Raw genomic sequence first — 12,603 nt, forward strand, 5'->3', positions numbered from 1 at the left:
GCCGCCCCCGCCTCCTGTTGTACATTTCGTACAACAGGAGGCGATTCGCCATGAAGCTCGAAGTCAAGAAGATCGGCAATTCCACCGGGCTCATCCTGCCGCGGGAGCTTCTCACCAAGCTCAACCTCGCCCAGGGTCAGTGGCTTCACGTCACCGAAATGCCGGATGGCGGCGTCCGGCTGACGCCATACGACCCGGAATTCGACCGCGCGATGGCGCTCGTCGACGACATCATGGATGAATACAAGGATACGCTCCGGGCGCTCGCCCAATGACCGAGCCGCGCTGGCTGACCTCCGAGGAGGTCCGGATCGCCCACGAACGGCAGCTTGTCCGTTTCGGCGGCCCGCCAGGTCTTCGCGACGAGAACGCCCTCGAATCCGCCCTGGCCCGGCCGATCAACCGATGGCGCTACGAGGACGGCGACCTTGCCACGCTCGCGGCGGCGTACGCCTTCGGGCTTGCCCGCAACCACGCCTTCATCGACGGCAACAAGCGGATCGCGTTCGTCGCGATGGTCCTGTTTCTGCGTCTCAACGGCATCGCGTTCAGGCCGGAGCAGGCGGAGGCCACGACCATCATCCGCGGCCTCGCCGCCGGAGAGATCGAGGAATCCGGTCTGGTCAGATGGATCCGCGACAACTGGCCGAAGGCCTAGCGGCCATCCGCGCTCCAACCGCGCAGCGCCCTGGCAAGCCTCGGCGGCGCGCTTATCTCGGTGACGACCGACATGCCGAGTAGAATGGACCCGATGGCCGATCACGACAACGAAGCCAACCGCTTCTCGGCGCGCGCCAGCCGCTATGCCCGTGTCGGCGCCAATGTCGGCGGTGTCGCCGCGCGGATGGCCGGGGCGCGGCTGTTCGGCGGCAAGGAGGCCCCCACCAATGCGGCAGCGCTGGCCCAGGCCCTCGGCGGCCTCAAGGGCCCGATCATGAAGGTGGCGCAGCTGCTCGCCACCGTGCCGGACCTGCTGCCGCCGGAATATGCTACCGAACTCCAGAAACTTCAGGCGGACGCGCCACCGATGGGTGCGGCCTTCGTCAAGCGCCGGATGATGGCCGAGCTCGGGTCGGACTGGCAGTCCCGCTTTCGCAGCTTCGACCTGAAGCCCGCCGCCGCCGCCTCCCTCGGGCAGGTCCATCGTGCGACCGGTCTCGACGGGACGCCCTTCGCCTGCAAGCTCCAGTATCCGGACATGCAATCGGCCGTAGAGGCCGATCTGAAGCAGCTCGAAATCGCCTTCGCCCTGCACCGTCGGCTCAGTTCCTGGCTCGACACCCGCGAGATCGCCAAGGAAATCGGCGCCCGCGTGCGCGAAGAGCTCGACTACGAGCGCGAGGCCAAGCACGCCGCCCTCTACGGGGCCGTCCTGCAGGACATCGCCGAGGTGAGGGTGCCCGCCATCCACACCGACCTCTCGACCAAGCGCCTCCTCACCCTCGGCTGGCTCGAAGGCGACAGGATCCTCAGCTTCTCCGATCAGCCCCTCGAGATCCGCAACCGTCTGGCGCAAGCGATGTTCAAGGCGTGGTGGCATCCGTTCAGCCGGGCCGCGGTGATCCACGGCGATCCGCATCTCGGCAATTACACCGTCTTCTCCGAGGACGGCGAGGCGCGCGGCATCAACCTCCTCGATTACGGCTGCGTCCGCATCTTCCACCCCCGCTTCGTCGGCGGCGTGGTCGATCTCTATCGCGGCCTCCTGGAGAACGACCACGCCCGGATCGTCCATGCCTACGAGGTGTGGGGTTTCAAAAACCTCAACAAGGAGCTGATCGAGATCCTCAACATCTGGGCCCGGTTCATCTACGGCCCGATCCTGGAGGACCGCACGAGGACGGTGGCGGATGGCGTCAAGCCCGGCGAGTATGGCCGGCGCCAGGCCTTCGAGGTGCATCAGGCCCTCAAGCAGCGCGGACCCGTGACGGTACCGCAGGAATTCGTCTTCATGGACCGCGCGGCCGTGGGGCTCGGCGCTGTGTTCCTGCACCTGCGCTCCGAGCTGAACTACCATCGCCTGTTCGAGGCCGAGATCGAGCGCTTCTCCCTCGATACCCTCACCGAACGGCAGGGCGCGGCGCTGGCGGCAGCGGGATTGCCCTCTCCCGAGTAATCGGCGGGATTCCCGACCTGCGCATGACAAGCCGGGATCGACTGTCATTCTCCGGCTTAAAACCGCCTTCCCATATTTTCGCGAGTCGGTATCTCGATTGCGAGCGACAGAGGCATGCGCTAAATCCGCTTGGAACCAATCAAGATGATACCCAAGGGGACGACGACAAGATGGCCGATGCGAAGACCGTGACCGGCGTACGTTACAGCCCGGCGATGGACGAAAAGACCCATGAACAGACCTACCGTGGGTTTGTGCGGTTCGTGGAAATCGGCACCTTCGTGGTGATCTGCTGGGTGCTCGCTCTGGCCGTGGGTGGCATTCGCGAGGCCTGGCTGACCGCGATCTTCGGCGTCCTGCTGTCGGGCGTGGCGGGCACGGTGGGCGCACTGTCCCCCGTCGTCGGCTGGAAGGCTCCCGCTGCGGTCGCCGTCCTTCTACTTCTGTACCTCTTCTTCGCGTGACGTAGCCACGGACCGCTGGTATACCAGAGGTCCGGGCTCTATATTCCTGCCAAGCTACGGCGATCGCGAATGATCGCCGAGGAGGAACTCCTGAATGCGCATCGCTGTATTGACAGAGTCGGACCCCGCCGAGCCGCGGGTGGCGGCGGTGCCCGAGACGATCAAGAAATTCAAGGGCCTCGGGGCCGACGTGACGATCCAGTCCGGGGCCGGCCTCAAGGCCGGTGTTCCCGATGCGGATTACGAGGCGGCGGGCGCCACCATCGCCGCCTCGGCGGCGGAGGCCGCCGGGGATGCCGACCTCGTCCTCAAGGTTCGCCGTCCGAACGAGGACGAGCTCAAGCTCCTGAAGACCGGCGCCACCGTCGTCGCCATCATGGATCCCTACGGCAACGAGACCGCGCTGAAAGCCATGGCGGATGCGGGGATCAGCGCCTTCTCCATGGAGCTGATGCCGCGCATCACCCGCGCCCAGGTGATGGACGTGCTCTCGAGCCAGGCCAACCTCGCCGGTTATCGCGCCGTGATCGACGGCGCCGCCGAGTATGGCCGCGCCATGCCGATGATGATGACGGCCGCCGGCACCGTGCCCGCCGCCCGCGTCTTCGTGATGGGTGTCGGCGTCGCCGGCCTCCAGGCCATCGCCACCGCCCGCCGCATGGGCGCCGTGGTCACCGCCACCGACGTGCGGCCCGCCACCAAGGAACAGGTCGAATCCCTCGGCGCCAAGTTCGTGGCGGTGGAGGACGACGAGTTCAAGCAGGCCGAGACCTCCGGCGGCTACGCCAAGGAGATGTCCGCGGACTATCAGAAGAAGCAGGCCGAGCTGGTGGCGACGCATATCGCCAAGCAGGACATCGTCATCACCACGGCGCTCATCCCCGGTCGCCCGGCTCCGAAGCTCGTGTCGGAGGCGATGGTCGCCTCGATGAAGCCCGGCTCGGTGCTCATCGATCTCGCCGTCGAGCGTGGCGGCAACGTCGCCGGTGCCAAGGCCGGTGAGATCGTCGACACGGAGAACGGGGTCAAGATCGTCGGTCACGTCAACGTCGCCGGCCGCCTCGCGGCAACCGCGTCGAGCCTCTACGCCCGCAACCTGTTCGCCTTCGTCGAGACCCTGATCGACAAGGAGTCGAAGGCCCTCGCCGTCAAGTGGGACGACGAACTGGTGAAGGCGACGAACCTCACGCGGGACGGACAGGTGGTCCACCCGTCCTTCCAGTCCACAGCAGCCTGATCGCGACGGAGAGACAGATGGCAACCCTTCCTCCCGAACAGGCCGCCGAACAGGCGCGCACCGCCGCCGCGACCGCGCGCGCCGCCGCGAACCAGGCACAGAGCCTCGCCGACAGCCTCGGTCAGGGCATCAGCCACGGCATCGCCGCCGCCACCCACGGTGCGGTCGACCCCACCGTCTTCCAGCTGGCGATCTTCGTGCTCGCGATCTTCGTCGGTTACTACGTGGTGTGGTCGGTGACCCCGGCGCTCCACACGCCCCTGATGTCCGTCACCAACGCGATCTCCTCCGTCATCATCGTCGGCGCGCTCCTCGCCGCCGGCGTTCCGCTGATCGAGAAGGGCACCGGCTGGGCGCGCTTCTTCGGCTTCGTCGGCATCGTGCTCGCCAGCGTCAACATCTTCGGCGGCTTCCTCGTCACCCAGCGCATGCTCGGCATGTACAAGAAGAAGGCCTGAGACGATGTCCCAGAACGTCTCCGCCCTCCTCTATATCGTCTCCGGCGTCCTGTTCATCATGGCGCTGCGGGGGCTCTCGCACCCGACCACGTCGCGGCAGGGCAACCTGTACGGCATGATCGGCATGGGCCTCGCGGTCCTGACGACCCTGGTCGGCCATCCGCCGGCCGGGTTCGGCGCCTGGATCATCGTTCTCCTCGGCCTCGGCATCGGCGGTGGCGCGGGTGCGGTCATTGCCAAGCGGGTGCCGATGACGGCCATGCCCCAGCTCGTGGCCGCCTTCCACTCCCTCGTCGGTCTCGCTGCCGTGGCGGGTGCGGCGGGTACGCTCTACGCTCCACAGGCGGTGGGCATCCTCGAGAACGGGCATATCCATAAGGAATCGCTGTTCGAAATGGCGCTCGGCGTCGCCATCGGCGCCATCACCTTCACCGGTTCGGTGATCGCCTTCGCCAAGCTCGACGGACGCATGTCCGGCAAGCCGATCATGCTGCCGCAGCGTCATGCGATCAACATCGCTCTCGGCATCGCCCTGATCGGTCTCATCGCGATCTTCATCGGCACCGAGAGCAAGGCGATCTTCTGGCTGATCGTCGTGCTGTCCTTCGTGCTCGGCGGCCTCCTGATCATCCCGATCGGCGGCGCGGACATGCCCGTCGTCGTGTCGATGCTCAACTCCTATTCGGGTTGGGCGGCGGCCGGCATCGGCTTCACCCTGGGCAACCTCGCGCTCATCATCACCGGCGCCCTCGTCGGCTCTTCCGGCGCGATCCTGTCCTACATCATGTGCAAGGCGATGAACCGGTCGTTCATCTCCGTGATCCTCGGTGGCTTCGGCGGCGATGCCGCGGCCGGGGCCGGCGGCGGCGCGGTCGAAACGCGTCCCGTCAAGCAGGGCTCGGCCGACGATGCGGCCTACATCATGAAGAACGCCGAGCGCGTCATCATCGTCCCCGGCTACGGCATGGCGGTGGCGCAGGCCCAGCATTCTCTCCGGGAGATGGTGGACATGCTCAAGAAGGAAGGCGTCGACGTGAAATACGCCATCCACCCCGTCGCCGGACGCATGCCGGGGCACATGAACGTGCTGCTCGCGGAAGCCAACGTGCCCTACGACGAGGTTCACGAGCTCGAGGACATCAACGGCGACTTCCCCCAGGCGGACGTGGCGTTCGTGATCGGCGCCAACGACGTCACCAACCCAGCCGCCAAGACCGACAAGACGTCGCCGATCTACGGCATGCCGATCCTCGACGTGGAGAAAGCCAAGACGGTTCTCTTCATCAAGCGCGGCATGGGCTCCGGCTATGCCGGCGTGGAGAACGAGGTGTTCTTCCGCGACAACACGATGATGCTGTTCGGCGACGCCAAGAAGGTCGTGGACGCGATCGTCAAGAACCTCTGAGCCACGGGGCTTTCGATCCCCGACGACGCTCACGCAGAAGGGGCCGGCGCATCACGCGACGGCCCCTTCTGCGTTCGGCACGACCGGTCCCGGTGTCGGCACCACCCCGGCGACCGGTGGCACTCACCATGATCCGGCGTCATAAAGTGGCGAAGCGTCTTCGATAGGAATCGGTCGTGCCCGGCGGCACGATTCCGCAAGGGAGAGGGCAATGACCGAGACCGGCCGTTTCGTCTGGTACGATTTGATGACGACGGATCTTCCCGCAGCCCGGGATTTCTACGGTCATGTCGTCGGCTGGGCCATCGCGGAAGCCGGCATGCCGGGGACCGATTACTCCCTGGTCCGTCTTGGACAAATGATGGTCGGCGGGATGATGACGCTCCCCGACGAAGTCCGTGCCCAGGGGGGCCGCGCCGGCTGGATGGGCTACGTCGCCGTGGCCGATGTCGACGCCGCCTCGGCAGCGGTCAGTGAGGCCGGCGGCACGATCCACCGGCCGCCCGCCGACATTCCGGGGATCGGCCGCTTCTGCGTTGCCGCCGATCCGCAGGGCGCGGTGTTCGTGCTCTTCCGGGGCGACGGGCCCCTGCCGCCGGCCCCCACCCCCGGTACGCCCGGGCATTTCGGCTGGCACGAGATGCACGCAACCGACTGGGAAGAGGCCTTCGCCTTCTATGCGCCCCTCTTCGGCTGGGTGAAGACCGAAGCGGTGGATATGGGTCCCTTGGGGATTTACCAGCTCTTCGGCGCCCCGGGCCCCGATGGCGGCTGCTCCGGACTCCATGCCGGCGGCATGATGACGAACGCGCAGGTGCCGGCCCCCTTCTGGCTCTACTACGTCAATGTCGAGGACATCGACGCCGCGGGATCGAGGATCACCGCAGGCGGCGGCCGAGTCGTCGCCGGCCCGCATCAGGTGCCCGGCGGGGCCTGGACCATCCATGCCCTCGATCCGCAGGGGGCGATGTTCGGCCTCGTCGGTCCACGGCCGGGCGCGTAACGCAGTGGCGCCGGATGGCCGGAGGCGGGTAGACTGGCAAGGTGTCAGCCGCCTCAATCCTTGCCCCATCCCGCGCCTTCCTCGGCGTTTCCCGCTCCATCATGGGGCGGCCCTGGCGTGACCGCTGCGGCGACCCCGCCGCCCAGGCCTACGCCGCGACGATGGTGCAGGCCCATGGCCTGCCCGACCTTCTCGCCCGCGTCCTCGCCTCGCGCGGCGTCCGGCCGGACGAGGCGGCGGCCTATCTCGAACCGCGCCTGCGCGAGCTGATGCCGGATCCGTCCCGCCTCGTGGACATGGAGACCGCGGCCGAACGGCTCGCCTACGCCGTCGAGACCGGCGAACGCGTGGCCGTGTTCGGCGATTACGATGTCGACGGCGCCGCGAGCGCTGCCCTGATGGCCGGCTACCTGCGGGCCCTCGGCCTCGACGTGGACATCCACATCCCGGACCGGATCACGGAAGGCTACGGCCCCAACGTGGCGGCGGTCACTGCGCTGGCGGAGGGCGGCGCGAAGCTCCTCGTCTGCGTCGATTGCGGCACGAGCGGCCACGAGCCCCTGGCGGCCGCCGGCGACCTCGGACTTGCCGTGATCGTCCTCGACCATCACGGCGCGCCGGAGATCCTGCCCCCGGTCGAGGCACTGGTGAACCCGAACCGGCTCGACGACATCTCCGGCCTCGGCCATCTCTGCGCGGCGGGGGTCGTCTTCCTCACCCTCGTGGCCCTCAACCGCCGCCTGAGGCGGGGAGGGCGGGAGGATCTGCCGGATCTCGCCGAAGCCCTCGATCTGGTGGCCCTGGCGACGGTGGCCGACGTGGTGCCTTTGACCGGCCTCAACCGTGCCTTCGTGGTCCAGGGATTGAAGGTCATGCGGGGGCGGGGCCGGATCGGTCTCGCCGCCCTGTTCGACGCCGCCTCCCTGAGCGAGCCGCCGGAATCCTGGCATCTCGGCTATCTCCTCGGTCCGCGCATCAATGCCGGCGGGCGAATCGGCCATGCAGGGCTCGGCGCCGCCCTTCTCACCAGCGGAGATCCGGCGGAAGCAACCCGCATCGCCACCGAACTCGACCTCCTCAACCGCGAGCGCCAGGGCATCGAGGCCCAGGCCGTTCTCGAAGCCGAGGCCGAGATGGATCGGGCACTGACACTGGCCCCCGACACGCCGATCCTGGTGACGGCCTCCGCCTCCTGGCATCCTGGCGTGGTCGGCCTCGTGGCGGCGCGGCTGAAGGAGCGGTTCGGCCGGCCGGCTTTCGCCTTCGCCCTGCGCCCGGACGGGACCGCCACGGGATCGGGCCGCTCCGTCGCGGGAGTGGATCTCGGCCATGCGGTGCGCGAGGCGGTGGATGCCGGGCTCCTGGTCAAGGGCGGCGGGCACGCCATGGCGGCCGGGGCGACGCTGCCGAGCCACGACACCACGCCTCTGAGCGACTTCCTGGCGGCCGCCCTCGCCGCGGCGGTGTCGGAGGCGAGGGCGGTGGAGGCGTTGCTCGTGGACGGCACCGTGAACGCCGGCGGCGCCACGGCGGAGGTGGTGCGGCTCGTCCAGCGTGCCGGGCCGTTCGGCGCCGGAGCGCCGGAACCGGTCTTCGCCCTGCCGTATCACCGGCTGGTCGATGCGGCGGTCGTCGGCAACGGCCACGTCCGCGCGCGCTTCCGGAGCCGGGACGGCCAGGCCATCGGCGCCATCGCCTTCCGCTCCGCCCCGGGGCCGCTGGGCCAGGCGCTCCTCGGCGGGATCGGGCAGGAATTCCACGTGGCCGGAACCCTCGCCATCGATACCTGGCGCGGCGGCGAGCGCGTGCAGTTGCGCGTCGGCGATCTCGCCACACCCTGAACTTTGCGTCGGTGCCTGCACGGGACGTGTTGACACCCGCGCGAGCCCTCACCATAAGGGCCCGCGCGCTGCCGAAAGGCGGTGGTTTGGGGGAATGTCCCGAGCGGCAAAGGGGGCGGACTGTAAATCCGCTGCGTAAGCTTCGTAGGTTCGAGTCCTACTTCCCCCACCAATCCATTTCGATACGCTGGCAACGCGGCCGATGAAGGGATCACCTTCTCAAATCCGCCGTGTCATGCTATCGGGCGCCAGATGCGGGTGTAGCTCAATGGTAGAGCAGCAGCCTTCCAAGCTGAATACCCGGGTTCGATTCCCGGTACCCGCTCCACTCTCTCCTTCCCGAAAAGCCTAGCAAATACAGCCCGATAGGGTAGGGGCGTGGTATCCAGTGGCTGTTTGCCTGGGTGGTGGATACCACATGGATACCACCGACGAACCGTTTCAGGCCTCGCACCCGAACGTGTAAAACGATTTCCGGATCGCGTTTGTGGAATCGTTTTACACGTTGGCCGGGTCGGGCCTCAGGCAGCCTTTCGCTTCCCACGCGGCACGAAACCGACGTGCCGGTAGCCCGCCTGCCTCAGGATCTTCGACACCATGTCCTGGGACACGCCGACCTCATTCGCGATGCGGGCTTGGGTGTAGCCGTGGGCGAGCAGCGTGAGGATGCGGTTCAGGCGCGCCCCGGTGGGGTCCGAGTCCATCTTCCCGCACACGCCGGCCTCGCGCAGGATCTCCGAGATGAGGGACTGTCGAAGCACGAGCCTCTCAGCAATGGCGACTTGCGTCAGGCGTTCGCCCCGGAGCCTGAGCACCGTCTCCTCGATGGTCTCGGCCATGATCAGGCTCCGTCGATCTGCTGCCCGACGATGTCGAGGACCTTGTCGATCCGGCGGACCTCGGCCTCATCGCCGGCATCGAGGGCCTCCACCCGGCGCAGACCGAGCATGCGGTTCTGTTCCATGAGCCCGGCGATGTGGGTGGCCTGCGCGGCCGCCTACTCGTGCAGTGGCGTGGCGGACGCGTCGCTCATGGGTATTAGCCGCCAGTGGTCTACAGGTCGGGCTTCCGTCCCCCTCCAAACCATCAGGCAGCAGATGACGGCGACCGTCGCGGTCATCCTCGAGGAGATCGAGAAGGCCGGCACAGGGACTACGAACGGGTCGCTCCACGACGGGCTCCTACCCATGCTGGATCATGCCGAGGTCTACAGGGACCCCTACCTGGAGTGCGACACCAACCTGTCCGGCGTCACGTTCCTAGCCACGGCGAACGGCGTCGCCGGCATGCCCCGGCCACTGCTCGACCGCTTCCGCGTGTTCACGATGCCGGAGCCCACGCTGGCCGACCTGCCGGCCCTGGCGCGGGGGATCGTGGGGGACGCCCGGCGCGAGCGGGGGACCGACGCCTCCTGGCTCCCGGACCTGGATGGAGACGAGCTCGGGCTGATCTCCGAGCACTGGAGAGGGGGGAGCGTCCGCAGCCTGCAGCGTCTCGTCGACACCGTCCTCGCCGGTCGCGAGACCCTCGCGGCTCGGCATTGAGGAGGGGATCATGAACACGCATGCACCCATTCTCGACTACCGCCTGCTCCAGATCCGGGCCGAGCGCCGGGCAGGCCTCATCAATGCCGACGTCGGGCGGGCGGCCGAGGCGATCATTTCGCGAGCGATTCGCATGGCGGACGAGGGCCGGATCCCCGGCACGCAGGCACTGGACATCAGCGGTCGCGCGATGGGCATGGCCCACGCCTTCCCCCTGGTGACGGAGGATCGCCATGCACCCCGTTAGCCTCCCGGCGATCCGCGAGCGGGTCCGGTTCGCTTGGTCGACCCGGAGGGCCTGCGGGCTGTTCGCGGTCGCCGCCGGGATCCGGATCGACCGCATCATCGAGGACGAGGCGGCCGGCAAGATCGCCACGCACGACGCGATCCGGATGGCCGCGGAGGCTGAGGCGGCCGCGCTCTGCTTCCCCCCTCTCGCCCTCCGGTGACCGAGGTCTGCCGGAATCTGACGCGCCACTGCTGGTCGCTTCGTGAACGCGGCCGCGTCGTGGCTCACCTCCATTCCCTGACCCTCGCCGACGTCGTGATGATCGTCCGGCCAGGGTCTCGGGCCCGGGTTTTGAGGACCGGCAATCGCGAGGTCCACGCGTGGGTCAGGGGCACAATCGTCCCCCACGCCGGCGTCCCCACGGGGGCCGCGAGGCTCCACTACCGGCCGTTCCTGGCCGGCCATTTCACGGACGAATGCGGTCGGCCCGTCGTGGCGGCCGCCTTGGCTTTCTTCGACGGGGACGGCAGGGCATGGCACAGCGAAACAGGTACCCCGGCACCCGGATAGACCTGACAGATCTTGGCGACCGGCCGCTGTTCCACGACTGGACCATCACTCCCGACGATCGGTCTGCGGACGGGGCCGTGCTCACGGGGACGGTCTACGGGCACCCCACGTTCCCCGACGGGACCGGCCTGACGACGTCGACCGTGGAGGCGTTCGATGCTGAGGCTGGATGGGCGTACTGCTACTCGTCAGGTCTCGTTCGCCTCGGCCGGTGCCGGGACCCCGAGGCCTGCGAAACAGTGGACCTCATGTAGTCCAAACGCGGTATCTATGGGAAAGACACAAAGATCAACGTGCGCTCGGGTGGCGATTTTCGGAGGGCAGCAAACGACCTGTCGGGAGGGGCGCTGGCGGCAAATCGTCTATTCTGAGGATCGCTTGCGGCAAAACGCCTGGGCTCCCCCGGACCGAAAGGGCGTTTGGGTCATCCTGATACAGCCCCCTCGCGCAAACAGGTCAACGCGGGCTGTATCCCGTACGGGAATTTTTTAGTCACGGGATGCCGCATCCGCGTCGGAAAGTTCCCGTACGGGAAACAAGTCGTCCCGGATCATCCGGACCACTCCAGCGTCACAGGCGCCCAGTCCCAACAATCCACGCTGACATCGGGGCGCGTCTCTGTGTCTAGGACCGAACCACGGGAGTGCCTATGCAGGTGAAGGCCGCCCCTATTCGAGCAGGGGTAACTCACACCTTGCTGACCCGAATTATCCGAGACCTCATTAAGGGCTTTCGACATTCGGCTTGATTTCGATCATAGAAGGCAGCTTAATGATCCTGCCGGGTCAATTTATGCCAACTCATTATCACTCATTGCAAGTCTAAAGGCTGCTGCCGAAACCAGGCGGGCCGGCTGTACGCTATCAAGCTTGAACACCATCTCGTTACCAGCCTCCCTTGCTGCTGCTTCGGTTGAGAAGGAAATGAGGGAGTGTCTGAAGCTCACGCCATCTGGAGCAGCGATCATCCAGCGGAACCGATTGCGGCTCAACGAACATCTGCGTACGATGACTTCATGGATGGTCCGCATCTTTCGCATCATCGCAAAGATCTTATTAGATTAAGACTAAATGGTTTTTCAGTCTAATTTTTTGAATTTATCTTTTTTTATACTGATTGATTTCGCAATTTCCATTTCATCCGTCAGACGCTCAAGCGAATGGCAGACAGTATTTATTTCCAACTCACAATTTTTATTATCTTTGTAAAGCAATCCGGTCCAGCTTTTCATCATTCGCGCCGTCGATGCGCCGGTCACGAAACAGATGGTTTCGTCCGCAACGGATCCAACGACAATCTTACTGCGGCAAGAAACGTCTGTATCTTTCTTTGTCTCGATATAAGTACCCGCTATGGCTTCACCATACTGCGTAAGATGCAACTCGTCGCCAGCTTCATTGCACCACGTCCCCGAGAACATTGCGCGCTCCGTGTTTGCTGAGGCGGACACAAGAGGCCCACGCCGACTTCGTTATATGTAACAGTATATAACGCAGCCGGCGCGATATGGCATTCGCCAAGCGTAGCGCTTTGCGCAGAGCACATGCGCAAAAATGCATGGTCCCACGAGGAAGCCGGTCTCGCCCAAGGCGGCGGCCTAGGGCGTCTCTGCAAAGGGTTCACAGGCTGTGTGCTGGCCCCCATGTGATCGGGATGCGACGCTACGAACTGACCGATGCGCAGTGGGAGCAGATCGCCCCGCTGCTGCCTCCGCAGAAGCCGCGCACGGGCCGGCC

General features: G+C 66.3%; 15 protein-coding genes, 2 tRNA genes and 1 pseudogene. 16 read left to right on the plus strand and 2 right to left on the minus strand.

Annotated elements, in window-relative coordinates; all coding sequences use genetic code 11:
• The first annotated feature begins 50 nt into the window (after positions 1–50).
• The 11 genes from MKK51_RS07715 (at position 51) to MKK51_RS07765 (ending at position 8,852) form a co-directional block, all read left to right on the plus strand.
• Entirely contained in the window at positions 51–275 is a 225-nt protein-coding gene (locus MKK51_RS07715) for an AbrB/MazE/SpoVT family DNA-binding domain-containing protein (RefSeq protein ID WP_243976106.1), read from the plus strand.
• On the plus strand, positions 272–658 hold the full coding sequence (locus MKK51_RS07720; RefSeq protein WP_243976108.1) for a type II toxin-antitoxin system death-on-curing family toxin: 387 nt from the start codon (positions 272–274) through the stop codon (positions 656–658). Before MKK51_RS07715 ends, MKK51_RS07720 begins: the two co-directional genes overlap by 4 nt.
• Before the next feature lie 93 nt (positions 659–751).
• Positions 752–2,116: an ABC1 kinase family protein gene (locus MKK51_RS07725; protein WP_243976138.1), complete on the plus strand. Its 1,365-nt coding sequence runs from the start codon at positions 752–754 to the stop codon at positions 2,114–2,116.
• Positions 2,117–2,286: 170 nt separating this feature from the next.
• Positions 2,287–2,580 (plus strand): aa3-type cytochrome c oxidase subunit IV, encoded by a 294-nt coding sequence (locus tag MKK51_RS07730; protein ID WP_018044344.1) that lies wholly within the window; start codon positions 2,287–2,289, stop codon positions 2,578–2,580.
• 94 nt (positions 2,581–2,674) lie between these two features.
• Entirely contained in the window at positions 2,675–3,817 is a 1,143-nt protein-coding gene (locus MKK51_RS07735; RefSeq protein WP_243976110.1) for a Re/Si-specific NAD(P)(+) transhydrogenase subunit alpha, read from the plus strand.
• 17 nt (positions 3,818–3,834) lie between these two features.
• Positions 3,835–4,275 carry a proton-translocating transhydrogenase family protein gene (locus tag MKK51_RS07740; protein ID WP_243976112.1) on the plus strand — a complete coding sequence of 147 codons (441 nt, stop codon included), beginning with the start codon at positions 3,835–3,837 and terminating at the stop codon, positions 4,273–4,275.
• Between the two features lie 4 nt (positions 4,276–4,279).
• Positions 4,280–5,680, plus strand: a complete 1,401-nt coding sequence (locus MKK51_RS07745) for an NAD(P)(+) transhydrogenase (Re/Si-specific) subunit beta (RefSeq protein ID WP_243976114.1) — start codon at positions 4,280–4,282, stop codon at positions 5,678–5,680.
• Positions 5,681–5,891: 211 nt separating this feature from the next.
• The gene (locus tag MKK51_RS07750) at positions 5,892–6,683 is read left to right on the plus strand and encodes a VOC family protein (protein ID WP_243976117.1); all 792 of its coding nucleotides are present in this window, start codon (positions 5,892–5,894) and stop codon (positions 6,681–6,683) included.
• 101 nt (positions 6,684–6,784) lie between these two features.
• Entirely contained in the window at positions 6,785–8,524 is a 1,740-nt protein-coding gene (gene recJ, locus MKK51_RS07755) for a single-stranded-DNA-specific exonuclease RecJ (protein WP_243976140.1), read from the plus strand.
• Positions 8,525–8,612: 88 nt separating this feature from the next.
• A tRNA-Tyr gene (locus MKK51_RS07760) sits at positions 8,613–8,696 on the plus strand.
• Positions 8,697–8,778: 82 nt separating this feature from the next.
• Positions 8,779–8,852, plus strand: a tRNA-Gly gene (locus tag MKK51_RS07765).
• A gap of 193 nt (positions 8,853–9,045) precedes the next feature.
• Here the strand turns inward: MKK51_RS07765 and MKK51_RS07770 are convergent.
• The gene (locus MKK51_RS07770) at positions 9,046–9,363 is read right to left on the minus strand and encodes a hypothetical protein (protein WP_243976118.1); all 318 of its coding nucleotides are present in this window, start codon (positions 9,361–9,363) and stop codon (positions 9,046–9,048) included.
• A 258-nt stretch (positions 9,364–9,621) separates the two neighbouring features.
• On the opposite strand from MKK51_RS07770, the gene MKK51_RS07775 reads away from it, so the two are divergent.
• The 4 genes from MKK51_RS07775 to MKK51_RS07790 all read left to right on the plus strand — a co-directional run bounded on the left by MKK51_RS07775 (position 9,622) and on the right by MKK51_RS07790 (position 11,121).
• Positions 9,622–10,068, plus strand: coding sequence for a hypothetical protein (locus MKK51_RS07775; RefSeq protein WP_243976121.1), 447 nt, complete (start codon positions 9,622–9,624; stop codon positions 10,066–10,068).
• Positions 10,069–10,078: 10 nt separating this feature from the next.
• On the plus strand, positions 10,079–10,315 hold the full coding sequence (locus MKK51_RS07780) for a hypothetical protein (protein ID WP_243976123.1): 237 nt from the start codon (positions 10,079–10,081) through the stop codon (positions 10,313–10,315).
• Positions 10,302–10,517, plus strand: a complete 216-nt coding sequence (locus MKK51_RS07785) for a hypothetical protein (RefSeq protein ID WP_243976125.1) — start codon at positions 10,302–10,304, stop codon at positions 10,515–10,517. Before MKK51_RS07780 ends, MKK51_RS07785 begins: the two co-directional genes overlap by 14 nt.
• Before the next feature lie 313 nt (positions 10,518–10,830).
• Entirely contained in the window at positions 10,831–11,121 is a 291-nt protein-coding gene (locus MKK51_RS07790; RefSeq protein WP_243976127.1) for a hypothetical protein, read from the plus strand.
• A gap of 824 nt (positions 11,122–11,945) precedes the next feature.
• On the opposite strand, the gene MKK51_RS07795 is transcribed toward MKK51_RS07790, so the two are convergent.
• Positions 11,946–12,287, minus strand: a complete 342-nt coding sequence (locus tag MKK51_RS07795) for an avidin/streptavidin family protein (RefSeq protein ID WP_243976128.1) — start codon at positions 12,285–12,287, stop codon at positions 11,946–11,948.
• Positions 12,288–12,520: 233 nt separating this feature from the next.
• Here MKK51_RS07795 and MKK51_RS07800 point away from each other — a divergent pair.
• Positions 12,521–12,603 (plus strand): annotated as a pseudogene (locus tag MKK51_RS07800) (IS5/IS1182 family transposase); the annotation flags it as partial.

It is taken from the genome of Methylobacterium sp. E-045, from assembly GCF_022829685.1.
Lineage (GTDB): Bacteria > Pseudomonadota > Alphaproteobacteria > Rhizobiales > Beijerinckiaceae > Methylobacterium.

Excerpts from the sequence above, each read along its gene's own strand:
- MKK51_RS07715 (WP_243976106.1), top strand. The coding sequence starts at position 51 with ATGAAGCTCGAAGTCAAGAAGATCGGCAATTCCACCGGGCTCATCCTG.
- MKK51_RS07720 (WP_243976108.1), top strand. The coding sequence starts at position 272 with ATGACCGAGCCGCGCTGGCTGACCTCCGAGGAGGTCCGGATCGCCCAC.
- MKK51_RS07725 (WP_243976138.1), top strand. The coding sequence starts at position 752 with ATGGCCGATCACGACAACGAAGCCAACCGCTTCTCGGCGCGCGCCAGC.
- MKK51_RS07730 (WP_018044344.1), top strand. The coding sequence starts at position 2,287 with ATGGCCGATGCGAAGACCGTGACCGGCGTACGTTACAGCCCGGCGATG.
- MKK51_RS07735 (WP_243976110.1), top strand. The coding sequence starts at position 2,675 with ATGCGCATCGCTGTATTGACAGAGTCGGACCCCGCCGAGCCGCGGGTG.
- MKK51_RS07740 (WP_243976112.1), top strand. The coding sequence starts at position 3,835 with ATGGCAACCCTTCCTCCCGAACAGGCCGCCGAACAGGCGCGCACCGCC.
- MKK51_RS07745 (WP_243976114.1), top strand. The coding sequence starts at position 4,280 with ATGTCCCAGAACGTCTCCGCCCTCCTCTATATCGTCTCCGGCGTCCTG.
- MKK51_RS07750 (WP_243976117.1), top strand. The coding sequence starts at position 5,892 with ATGACCGAGACCGGCCGTTTCGTCTGGTACGATTTGATGACGACGGAT.
- recJ (WP_243976140.1), top strand. The coding sequence starts at position 6,785 with ATGGGGCGGCCCTGGCGTGACCGCTGCGGCGACCCCGCCGCCCAGGCC.
- MKK51_RS07770 (WP_243976118.1), bottom strand. The coding sequence starts at position 9,363 with ATGGCCGAGACCATCGAGGAGACGGTGCTCAGGCTCCGGGGCGAACGC.
- MKK51_RS07775 (WP_243976121.1), top strand. The coding sequence starts at position 9,622 with ATGACGGCGACCGTCGCGGTCATCCTCGAGGAGATCGAGAAGGCCGGC.
- MKK51_RS07780 (WP_243976123.1), top strand. The coding sequence starts at position 10,079 with ATGAACACGCATGCACCCATTCTCGACTACCGCCTGCTCCAGATCCGG.
- MKK51_RS07785 (WP_243976125.1), top strand. The coding sequence starts at position 10,302 with ATGCACCCCGTTAGCCTCCCGGCGATCCGCGAGCGGGTCCGGTTCGCT.
- MKK51_RS07790 (WP_243976127.1), top strand. The coding sequence starts at position 10,831 with ATGGCACAGCGAAACAGGTACCCCGGCACCCGGATAGACCTGACAGAT.
- MKK51_RS07795 (WP_243976128.1), bottom strand. The coding sequence starts at position 12,287 with ATGTTCTCGGGGACGTGGTGCAATGAAGCTGGCGACGAGTTGCATCTT.